10 protein-coding genes and 1 riboswitch are annotated in these 11,764 nt (G+C 36.3%); of the genes, 1 reads left to right on the plus strand and 9 read right to left on the minus strand.

Translation table 11 applies throughout. From position 1 onward, the window contains the following. Positions 1-50 precede the first annotated feature (50 nt). Complete coding sequence (locus CKV71_RS12245) at positions 51-803, plus strand: cyclase family protein (protein ID WP_095107351.1); 753 nt, start codon at positions 51-53, stop codon at positions 801-803. 1,161 nt (positions 804-1,964) lie between these two features. Here the strand turns inward: CKV71_RS12245 and CKV71_RS12250 are convergent. The 9 genes from CKV71_RS12250 to rpmH form a co-directional block, all read right to left on the minus strand. After that, positions 1,965-3,125 carry an aminotransferase class I/II-fold pyridoxal phosphate-dependent enzyme gene (locus CKV71_RS12250; RefSeq protein ID WP_095107149.1) on the minus strand — a complete coding sequence of 387 codons (1,161 nt, stop codon included), beginning with the start codon at positions 3,123-3,125 and terminating at the stop codon, positions 1,965-1,967. Between the two features lie 97 nt (positions 3,126-3,222). Continuing rightward, positions 3,223-3,334, minus strand: a riboswitch (SAM riboswitch). Between the two features lie 112 nt (positions 3,335-3,446). Beyond that, on the minus strand, positions 3,447-4,394 hold the full coding sequence (locus tag CKV71_RS12595; RefSeq protein ID WP_095107151.1) for a hypothetical protein: 948 nt from the start codon (positions 4,392-4,394) through the stop codon (positions 3,447-3,449). Between the two features lie 14 nt (positions 4,395-4,408). Continuing rightward, positions 4,409-5,344, minus strand: coding sequence for a hypothetical protein (locus CKV71_RS12260; RefSeq protein ID WP_095107153.1), 936 nt, complete (start codon positions 5,342-5,344; stop codon positions 4,409-4,411). 135 nt (positions 5,345-5,479) lie between these two features. Then, positions 5,480-6,322, minus strand: coding sequence for a nucleoid occlusion protein (noc, locus tag CKV71_RS12265; protein ID WP_095107155.1), 843 nt, complete (start codon positions 6,320-6,322; stop codon positions 5,480-5,482). A gap of 46 nt (positions 6,323-6,368) precedes the next feature. Beyond that, positions 6,369-7,091, minus strand: coding sequence for a 16S rRNA (guanine(527)-N(7))-methyltransferase RsmG (gene rsmG, locus CKV71_RS12270; protein WP_095107157.1), 723 nt, complete (start codon positions 7,089-7,091; stop codon positions 6,369-6,371). Next, complete coding sequence (mnmG, locus tag CKV71_RS12275; RefSeq protein WP_095107159.1) at positions 7,092-8,966, minus strand: tRNA uridine-5-carboxymethylaminomethyl(34) synthesis enzyme MnmG; 1,875 nt, start codon at positions 8,964-8,966, stop codon at positions 7,092-7,094. Positions 8,967-8,981: 15 nt separating this feature from the next. Then, positions 8,982-10,361 (minus strand): tRNA uridine-5-carboxymethylaminomethyl(34) synthesis GTPase MnmE, encoded by a 1,380-nt coding sequence (gene mnmE / locus CKV71_RS12280; RefSeq protein WP_167376397.1) that lies wholly within the window; start codon positions 10,359-10,361, stop codon positions 8,982-8,984. Positions 10,362-10,493: 132 nt separating this feature from the next. Next, entirely contained in the window at positions 10,494-10,847 is a 354-nt protein-coding gene (gene rnpA / locus CKV71_RS12285) for a ribonuclease P protein component (protein ID WP_167376398.1), read from the minus strand. Between the two features lie 137 nt (positions 10,848-10,984). Further along, on the minus strand, positions 10,985-11,122 hold the full coding sequence (gene rpmH, locus CKV71_RS12290; RefSeq protein ID WP_000240855.1) for a 50S ribosomal protein L34: 138 nt from the start codon (positions 11,120-11,122) through the stop codon (positions 10,985-10,987). Positions 11,123-11,764 lie beyond the last annotated feature (642 nt).

Here is an 11,764-nt window from a genome sequence, read left to right on the forward strand (position 1 = left end):
AAGTATTACTATTTTTTTAATAACAACAATGCAGTTGCAGCGAGGTGTTTATCATGAGTTATCCTTTATGGGATCAGCTGAAAACTTTGAAAGAAAATAAATGGGTCGATTTGACACATACATTTGATTCAAAGAGTCCACATTTCAGCGCTTTAGAAGAAGCATATATCGATACAATCAGTACAGTACCTGAAGATGGATTTTTCGTACAAAGATGGAGTGTTGCGACGCAATATGGCACACATATTGATGCTCCTATCCACTTTGTAGAACATAAACGCTATTTGCACGAGCTCGATTTAAAAGAATTAGTATTGCCCCTCATCGTGCTCGACTATTCTAAAGAAGTAGCCGAAAATCCTGATTTCCGTCTTACACGTGAAGATTTATTGAACTGGGAAGAGGCACATGGCCGTATCGAACCTGATTCATTCGTTGTGTTCCGCAGTGACTGGTCGAAACGTTGGCCGAACGTTGAACAATTCGAGAATAAAGATGCTGAAGGCAATCCTCACTCTCCAGGATGGGCATTAGATGCATTACAATTCTTACTTGAAGAACGTGGTGTGACATCCATAGGTCATGAGACATTTGATACTGATGCATCTGTTGATGTAGCGAAACACGGCGACTTAATCGGCGAACGGTATGTCTTAGGACAAGATACTTTCCAAATTGAACTATTAACAAACCTTGATCAACTCCCTGAAAGAGGTGCGGTAATTTATACAATCAGCCCTAAACCCGCAGATGCTCCCGGATTCCCTGTCCGAGCATTTGCGATCACTCCAGATAAGCAATAATGGACACGCGATCATCCATTATATGCAGCCATTATGAGTGAACTTAATATGTTGGCTACATGCCCTGGGTCCACAGGAATTGGGGCATGAATCGCCACTGTTCTTAAACCCGATTAAGAACATCTTTTCATTATCTGGTATGCATCTTCACCCGATAGGGATGTATACTGAAATTCATTTTATTGCCATTTCCCGATAAACGGCAATAACATAACTCCTTTTACTAATTATAAAAAGAAGACACTGGATATCAAGCAGCACCTCCCACCACCCCGTGAGTGTTGAAGCCTGATATCCAGTGTTCTATTTTTTTTGAAGATTATTTCTAAAATTTATATGTAGTAAAAAAATGAGTGATGAAACAACTTTCGTTGTCTCGCCTCTCATTTTTTTCGTTGTGCTTTTGTAACTTTCAAAGTAGTTTGCACAGTGATTTTAACAGTCGCTGCTTATTTATTGTCAAAGAAAGACATGAAAATAGCTGATTTTGCTCGCAACATAATCGACTATTTCAATAAGATAAGATGATTCCATATACTTATTAAAATATTAATATACAAATCAATCTATTATACTCATATAATACCACCCGCTTATTTTGGTTGCAAAAAATATATTTTTATATGAATCCAAAAACAAAAGAACTCTAATCTTTCGTTTTAGTTCTATCATCCATACAAATATATTTTTAATCAACAATAAAAATATAAAGTGTTACTCTGCCTTTTAAAATGTGGTATAATTTTTCCATAAAAATGTTCGTGCTTGTTGGTGCCTATGTTCTACCTCAAGGGCTTAACTAAACGCCTGTGGTAGATCTGAGGTGATCCTATGAACATAGTTGTGAATTTACAAGTAGAGTTGCTTATAACTTTCAAAGTGATTTACACAGTAACTTTAACAGTTACTGCTTATTTGTTGTTAAAAAAACACAATAAATAATAGCCGATTATGCTGAGAACATAATCGACTATTTCAATAAGCCTAAGGTAGAATATGGCTCAGACCATACGCCTAACATTTTTACACTCAGTCTTCTTTACCAGGATGCCTGAGTGTTTTTTATTACACCTATATAATAGCACCTTTTATAACTTCTTACAATTATAATATGTGGCTAAACCGCCTAAAATGTAGTTTCTGTTTGATCTTAATTTATAGTTATTTTTTATACATAGTGCTAAGTGATTTCAACCGCTTCGCCGCTTCATCTAATTGTTCATCGTCTAATGCAAGGGAGACACGTACATAATGATTGCCATTATCACCAAATGGGATACCTGGTGCAACTAATATAGACTGATCTTGTAATAGAAATTCCACAAATTGTTCTCCAGTATAACCTTCAGGTGTCTTTAACCATAAGAAAATACCGCCTGTCATAGGTTCATATGGAATAGCAACTTCATCTAAAATAGCAGTAAAGCGGTCTCGACGTTTTCTGAACACTTCGCTTTGTTGTTCTAAAAAATCATCATAATTATTTAAAGCAAAGGTAGCAGCATCTTGTAATGCACCGAACATACCTGCATGGTGATGTGTATGATACTTTTTCAATGCTTGTATAACGTCTTTATTCCCTACCGCAAATCCGACGCGATAGCCTGACATATTATAACCTTTAGACAGAGAGTAGACTTCTATAGCTACCTCTTTTCCATCTTTTGACTGCAAGATACTCGGGTTCTTATGATCAAATCCAAAGGCTGCATAAGCAAAATCATGCACGATTTTAGTTTGTGTTCCTTTGAATTTTTGAACCGCTTCATCAAACACTTCTTGGGTCACTGTGGAACCTGTCGGGTTATTCGGATAAGTTAAATAGATGAGCTTCGTTTGTTTCAAGATATCTTCAGGTACTTTATCCCAATCTGGCTGGTAATTCGGCGGATCCAACTCTAAAGCATAGGGGTGCGCATCTGCAAATAAAACACCTGCCAGATAATCTGTATATCCAGGATCAGGCAGTAGCACATAATCTTCTGGATTTACAATACAATTCGGCAAGCCTACCAGACCGTTTTTAGTACCGTATAAGATACATACTTCATCATCTTTATCTAATTCAACGCCGTATTGACGTTGATAAAAATCGACAATCGCTTGTTTGAACGTCTCTTTTCCATGAAACGCACCATATTTCTGATTTTCAGGAACACGCAAAGCATTCGCAAATTCATCGACAATTCCTTTGGGTGTTTCTCCATCTGGAATACCTACTGCCATGTTGATGAGAGGAAGCGGTCCATGTTCAATTTTTCTTCCCATTGTTTTTCCAAAATAACTATCCGGTATTTTCGCTAATCTTCTTGACATCACCATTCCTAGTCCCCCTTTTATTAATGATAGATACGTCATACTTTTTTCAAAAAAAGCTATATGTCACTGCATAAGCAACATATAGCCCACTATGTATATGCACCTATCTTTCAAGTTGTACTTGTTGGATGAAGCACAGTGAGGTCAGTCTTAATAACCTTCTGTTGCTGAAGCTTCATAGGGCCAATTCCCTCTGCTTCTCTTGATAAGTCTGATTAATATAATTAACGTTTCTTATTGTACTAAAAATTCTGACATTTATCAATTATAGGAGTAACATGTATAAAAACTCCACAGCACATTAGCTGCAGAGTCTTATAAATATTATTCAGGTTGTCCTTTAGCATCAAATTTTTCTACTGAACCGTCTGAATTAACGATATACGAACCTGCAAGATTGCCAGACTTATCAACAAATGAGAAGCCCCACTTGCCATCTTCTAATTGCTCCGGTTCTTTATACGTATAAGTGTTCGTATCTAGCTTGTGCCCTTCGTAGTCTTCCACTTTATCAATAACGTTAGCACGCGTCACTGTCCCGCTTGAACTTGTGCTTTGTTTGGTATCGCTATCCGAGTTAGCAGCTGACTTACTACTTGTCCCTACTTCAGGCGTTTCACTAACCGAAGTCATGTTTGCCACTTTTGAAAAGTTTGGATTATCCATATATTTTTCATATAAATTTTTAAGATTATAAATCGCACCGTAATCTAGTAATTGTTGATACGTATTTGTTCCTTTTTCAGGCATAATAATAATCTGCGAATCTGTCATAGCCATCATCGTAAGATAGTTGCCTTTTGATTCATATGACTCATAAACATCCATATTAGAAGGCTGTCCTGGTACTTGACCATCAAATGTTCTTTGGAATTTAATATGTTGGATTGATTTTTGCGCCTTATCAAGTCCATCCCATTTCTCATAACTATGATTTAATAGTTCTTCTGCAGAAACGGTTGTTTCTGCATACTTTGAATGTCCCACTGCAAACATTGCGAGTACAATCTTATCTTTGTTAGTGAGTTGATTAAAACTTTTGGTATTACTAGAATTATCAGATGTTTTTTCTGATTCGGAATTATCATTCCCACTATTCTTTTCTGAAAATCCTTCTTTATTGGTTTGTTTTTCAGAAGTTTTGTCATCTTTATGCTTTGTTTCTTGTTGAGTGTCTTCTTTGTTGTCTGATGATTTATTATCGCCATGTCCGCATCCTGAAAGCAAAAGTGCTAAAGTCGCAGAAGCGGCAAACAAATACTTTAATTTCATCTCTTGTTGTCCCCCTATTCAGGTTGACCTTTTGCATCAAATTTTTCTACCGATCCATCTGAATGTACTATATAAGATCCCGCAAGATCACCTGACTTATCCACAAAGGAGAAGCCCCAGCTTCCATCACTCTTTTGTTCAGGCTCTTTATACGTATAAGTACTCGTATCTAACTTGTGACCTTCGTAGTCTTCCACTTTATCGATTACATTAGCACGAGTTACTTTTTCTCCAGAATCTGATGAACTGCTTTCGTTGTCACTGCTTGAATTATCCTCTTTTGGTGCAGGTTCAGCTGATTCTCTAAAGGTAATAAGATTTGCTACTTGTTGGAAATTTCGGTCTTTATATTGATTATAAAGATCTTTCACATCATATAATCCACCTATATTTACTAGCTGTTGATACGGATTAATCCCTTGTGTGCCTGAAATCAATACTTGTGTATCACTGATACCAATAACAACAACTGAAGCCGCTTTAGAATCATTTGAATCATAAAAAGTCATATTTTGAGGTGCATTTGGAATATACCGAGGTACATCTTCAACTTTTGATAATTTTAATTGTTGAATCGTACGTTGAATATTTCCTCCATTTCCATTTTGAACATAACTATGATTCAATAACTCACTTGGAGTAACAGTAAATTCAGCTGATTTAGGTGCATATAATGCTAAAGCGACCTTTTCTTGAGGTGTAAGTTGGCTTACAGGTTTAACATTTGAGTTTGATTCTTTTTTCGATTCAGAATTATCATTAGTTTGATTTGTACCAGTTGAGCTTGATGTAGATTTTGAGTTTGATTCTTTTTTCTCAGTTTTTTGATTATCATCTTTTTTAGTCTTTTCTTCATGCTTAGTATCGTTGTCTGCTTTCTCTTGTGATCCGCATCCTGCTAATAAAATAGCGAGTGCTGCTGTAGCAGAAAATAGATGTTTGATTTTCATGATTGTTTTTCTCCCCTTTTATTATTTGTTAACATACACTTTCATTATATATAAAAGGGTGGACGTATTGTGTACCCCCGTTTAAGTTTTTTAAAATAAATATAAAAAAGTCACTCGCCTAATAGCGAATGACTTTTAACGTTTATAAACTTTAATTTTTATTTCTAAATAATCATCGTGGTCACGTTCTTTTTGTTCCACATGAATACCGCTTTGTTCTATTTTATCCAAACTATTTTGAAGTGTTTCACGTGCGTTCGTTAAATCCTTAGCGAACTGAAATGGCTGAGCTTTGACTTTCTCAGGACCAACCATTGACTTAACTCTTGCTTCTGTTTGTTTCACGTTCAAATGTTGATCCACAATTGTTTGAACCATTTCTTCTTGTTGTTCAAAAGACAAACTGAGTAATGCTCTCGCATGACGTTCAGTGATCTTACCTTCTGAAAGTTTCTGTTTCGCTTTAGGTGCAAGTTTCAACAAACGCAGCTTATTAGCAATAAAGCTTTGACTTTTACCGACACTTTGGGCTAATTCACTTTGCGTTGTATCACCAAGTTCTAATAGCTTTTGATATGCTTCAGCTTCTTCAACAGCTGATAAATTTTCACGTTGAATATTTTCAATCAGTGCCACGACAGCAGTTTCTTCATCTGTCATTTCGCGAATAATAACATCTGCATATGCCATCTGATTTGCATTTAATGCACGAAAACGTCGTTCGCCCGCAATGATTTCAAACATACCTTCTTCAATTGGTCGCACAACGATGGGTTGAAGCAGTCCATGTTCTTGAATTGATTCAGCAAGTTCATTAATTTTATTTGGATCAAAAACTTGTCTTGGCTGATAACGATTCGGTACAATGCGCTCTATTTGAATGGATTCAACGTTATTCTTACGTTCTTCTTCTGTGTAGCCTGTGAGATCTTCATCTTTATTTGTTAAACCGAATAGTTTAGAAAAAGGCTTCTTCATAGTCCATTCTCTCCCTCTAAATATACTTATATAGTAATATTTATTTTTATTTTAGTAAAGGAGATTTATTAGGTGTGCCCGCTTTACGTGGATATTTTTTGGGTGTTTTACTACGCTTTTCAATAATAATCATTTGACGTTCTCCTGCATCACCAGGTAATTCAAATGTTTCAACCGCTTCTACTCTTCCACCGAACACACCAATACCAAATCGAGCTTCCTCTAATTCTTCTTCACCTTTAGCAGATTTCATCGCGATAAAATGACCGCCTGTCTTCACTAACGGCAAGCATAGTTCGCTTAAGACTGAAAGACGCGCTACAGCACGCGCTGTGACAATGTCATAAGACTCCCGGTTGTCTCCTCTGAAGTTGCCGAAATTCTCTGCACGTTCATGGACAAAACAGACACCGTGCAAATCTAAAGCATCAGCAAGATGATTTAAGAATTGAATGCGTTTATTTAAAGAATCTACAATCGTCACTTTTAATTGCGGAAATACAATTTTTAAAGGAATACTTGGGAAGCCGGCACCTGCGCCGACATCACAAATACTCAATTCTTGATTCATGTCCATGAAAAATGCTGCAGTGATGGAGTCATAAAAGTGCTTTAAATAAACGCCTTCTTCATCAGTAATGCTTGTTAAGTTCATCTTTTCATTCCACTCTACAAGCTTTTCATAGTAAGTTTGAAACTGCTGTTTTTGTTTATCACTTAATGTTATGTCATGTTCTTCAAGCTTCTCAGCCAGCCATTCAACACTCATCTATTTCACCCTTTCAAGTTTTCCTTGTTCTAAATATACAAGTAAAATTGAAATATCAGCAGGATTAACACCTGAAATACGTGAAGCTTGTGCAATATTCAATGGTTTGACTTCAGCTAATTTTTCTCTTGCTTCACTTGCTAAGCTGTCAATTTTACTATAGTCCAAATCATGCGGAATTTTTTTCTGTTCCATACGTTTTACTTTTTCAACTTGTTGCAATGATTTATTGATATAACCTTCGTATTTCGTTTGAATTTCTACTTGTTCTTCCACATCTGCAGAAATTTGGTGTTCTTCTTCTAAGATATCTAAAATGGCTTGATAATCCATTTCTGGACGGCGTAATAATTCAATTGCTAGGATGCCGTCTTTAAGTGGTGAACCGTTATGAGCTTTAATGACTTCTTGTGTATGCTCATTAGGTTTAATACGAACGTTAGCTAAGCGTTCTTTTTCCGCTTCAATTTGATCTCGTTTCGCATTGAAACGTGCGTAACGTTCATCTGAAATCAAACCAATTTCATGACCTAAGTCAGTTAAACGTAAGTCGGCATTGTCATGACGCAATAATAAGCGATATTCGGCACGTGAAGTTAATAAACGATAAGGTTCGTTTGTACCTTTAGTAACAAGGTCATCAATCAGTACGCCGATATATGCATCTGAACGACTTAAGACTACTTCGTTTTCTCCGAGCACCCTGCCGGCAGCATTAATACCAGCCATAATACCTTGACCAGCCGCTTCTTCATAACCTGAAGTACCGTTAATTTGACCAGCCGTATATAAGTTTTTAATTTTCTTAGTTTCTAATGTCGGCCATAGTTGAGTCGGTACAATCGCGTCATATTCAATGGCATAGCCTGCACGCATCATATCTGCTTTTTCTAAACCTTCTATAGTTTGAAGCATTTCACGTTGTACATGTTCAGGCAAGCTTGTTGATAAGCCTTGGACATAAACTTCATTAGTGTCGCGGCCTTCAGGTTCTAAGAATAACTGATGACGTGGTTTATCGTTAAAACGTACATATTTATCTTCAATAGAAGGGCAATAACGTGGACCAGTGCCTTTAATCATACCTGAGTACATTGCAGATAAATGTAAATTATCATCAATTACTTGGTGTGTTTTAGCATTCGTATAAGTCAACCAGCATGGAAGTTGATCTAAGATATATTCAGTTGTGTCGAAGCTGAATGCACGACCTACATCATCGCCTGGTTGAATTTCTGTTTTGCTGTAATCAATCGTTTTAGCATTCACACGTGGTGGTGTTCCAGTTTTGAAACGTACAATGTCAAATCCAAGTTCGCGTAAGTTATCTGCTAAAGTAACAGATGGTAATTGATGGTTAGGGCCGCTTGAATATTTCAAGTTTCCTAAAATAATTTCTCCGCGTAAGAACGTACCAGTAGTAATAACCACTGCTTGTGCGCGGTATTCTGTACCGATATTCGTACGCACACCTTTAATTTCATCATCTTCAATGATTAAATCGTCTACCATACCTTGCATCAGATGCAAGTTCTCTTCATCTTCTAATACGCGTTTCATTTCTTTTTGGTATAACACTTTATCAGCTTGTGCTCTCAATGCACGCACAGCAGGACCTTTACCTGTGTTCAACATACGCATTTGAATATGTGTTCTATCTATTGTTTTAGCCATTTGACCGCCAAGTGCATCAATTTCACGTACTACAATTCCTTTGGCTGGTCCGCCTACTGATGGGTTACATGGCATAAATCCAACATTATCTAAATTAATTGTCAGCATTAAAGTTTTAGCGCCACGTCTTGCAGAAGCTAAACCTGCTTCAATTCCTGCATGTCCAGCACCGATGACAATTACATCATAATCCAAACTCATTTTTTGACCTCCTTATTATTTTCCGAGACAGAACTGACTGAACAATTGATCAATCAATTCGTCGCTTGCACTTTCTCCGATAATTTCTCCTAATATTTGCCAAGTTCTTGTTAAGTCAATTTGTACCATATCCATAGGCACACCCGCTTCAGCTGCATCTATTGCATCTTGTATGGCATTTCTGGCTTGTTTCAACAATGAGATATGGCGTGAATTAGAAACATAAGTCATATCTTGGTTCTGTACTTCTCCGCCAAAGAATAAATCGCGAATTTGTTCTTCTAATTGATCGATACCTTCTTGCTTCAACATAGAAGTTTCAATCACTGGCATATCACCAACCATTGCTTTAACTTCCTCTAAATCTAAATGCTGTTCGAGGTCTGTCTTATTCACAATGATAATCGCGTCTTCATTTTTAATCACTTCATATAATTTACGGTCTTCTTCTGTCAGCGACTCGTTATAGTTAAGTACAAATAAGATTAAATCAGCTTCGCTTAATGCTTTGCGTGAGCGTTCTACACCGATTTTTTCTACAATATCTTCAGTTTCACGAATACCTGCCGTATCTACTAAACGCAATGGTACACCACGTACATTGACGTATTCTTCTAAGACATCCCTTGTAGTACCAGCAACTTCTGTAACAATCGCTTTGTTATCTTGAATTAAATTATTAAGCATAGAAGACTTACCTACGTTCGGTTTACCTACAATTACTGTAGATAATCCCTCTCGCATAATCTTACCTTGAGTTCCAGTAGCTAACAGCTTCTCAATATCTGCTTTAATTTCTTTAGACTGCTTTAATAAGAACTCAGTCGTCGCATCTTCCACATCATCATATTCTGGGTAATCAATATTCACTTCAACTTGAGCTAAGATTTCCAAGATAGATTGACGTTGACGTTTAATCATATCACTTAAACGGCCTTCAATTTGATTCATCGCAACTTTAGACGCCCGGTCAGTCTTAGAACGAATAAAGTCCATTACTGCTTCAGCTTGAGACAAGTCAATTCTACCATTCAAGAATGCACGTTTTGTATATTCACCAGGCTCAGCTAATCTTGCGCCATATGACATCGTCAATTCTAAAATATGGTTGATAGTTAAAATACCGCCGTGGCAGTTAATTTCAACAATATCTTCTCTGGTGAATGTTTTCGGTGCCCGCAGCACAGATACCATAACTTCTTCCACTACTTCATTCGTTTCCGGATCTACGATATGCCCATAATTAATAGTATGAGATTCAACCTCGGCTAACGGTTTCTTACCTTTATATAATTTATCCGTAATTTCGACAGCTTCTTTACCTGAAAGTCTGACGATTCCGATTGCGCCCTCACCCATTGGAGTAGAAATACTTGTAATCGTATCTAAATCCATCATGCTGCTTCGCCTCCTCTGCTTAATTTTCTAACTCTATAATTGTAAAGACTTTTATTGTAAATTGCTACATATGTGTTCGAATTTCTTTAAGTTAGCCTTACGTTTGTCTAACCTAAGACTTCGGTTAGTCTACTTTATTCTCTTATTGAATAATTTTGCGATTTTCAACACATGTTCTAAACTTTTTTGAATTTCTAATGTCGTCATATTTTTAGCGGGATGTCTCGCAATAACGATTATATTTCTAGGCAATATATCATTTTTATGTACTTTGAAATTTTCTCTGATTGCCCTTTTAATACGATTGCGTGTAACCGCATTACCCAACTTCTTTGAAACACTAATACCTAATTTGAAATGAGTCAATCCCTTATCCGGCATCATATAAATAACAAACTGACGATTTGCTACGGATTTTCCTTTTCTATAAATCATTTGGAAATCGCTGTTCTTCTTAATACGGTATGGTTTTTCCACTTCCATCACTCACTTAATTTATTCTTATTTACTCCCCTACCCTGCTGCTCACCTGCAGTTCAAGGAACACACCTCAAAGGTTCTAACCTATCCTTCTTTTTAGTATTTAAAGCAAAAAAAAGACCACTGATAGGTCAGTGATCTTATGCTGATAAAACTTTACGGCCTTTACGACGACGACGCGCTAATACTTTACGTCCGTTTTTAGTGCTCATGCGTTTTCTGAAACCATGAACTTTACTGTGTTTACGTTTATTTGGTTGATAAGTACGTTTTACCATGTAAAAACACCTCCATATTGATTCTTCTTTTCATTTATAGTCGCTTTCTCACATTTACATTAATGAGATTTCTTGGAAAAAGATCTGCATCTTCAGCCTATTTACATATAACTGAGATATTACAGACTTTCCGCCAAGCTGCTCCGTATGAATCTACGGTGTCGTTGAGAGGTCAGAACTAGCTGAAAGTTCCTCCTCGCTTAGTTAAATTAATAAATATCTTAGTCATATTTCAAGCAACTACTAAAATATAACAAATTCAACCTTATAAAGCAAGTACATTTTAAGTGTCATCTCTCAATAAAGTTATCCACTTATACACAATATAAACGTGACATTCTGTGGATAAATATGTTACGATACACAGACTCTTACACATAAAACCAACATATCCACATAGGTTTGACAGAAAATAATGTTAATAAGTATAATTGTGTGGATAAGTCCTGTAAACTTTGCTAGGACTCTATTTATTACGTTTATTTATTAACATTTTTCCTGTGTTTAATTAAGCTTCGTGAAAAGTTATCCACTGATTGTGATTAACTTGTGGATAATTATTAACATGCTGTGTATTGGATTATCCACTGGATGTGATTTTGTGAATAAGTCTAAAAAAATTTATAGAAAGATGGAGTTTAT

Origin of the sequence: Staphylococcus piscifermentans, from assembly GCF_900186985.1 — a bacterium.
Taxonomy (GTDB): Bacteria; Bacillota; Bacilli; order Staphylococcales; family Staphylococcaceae; genus Staphylococcus; species Staphylococcus piscifermentans.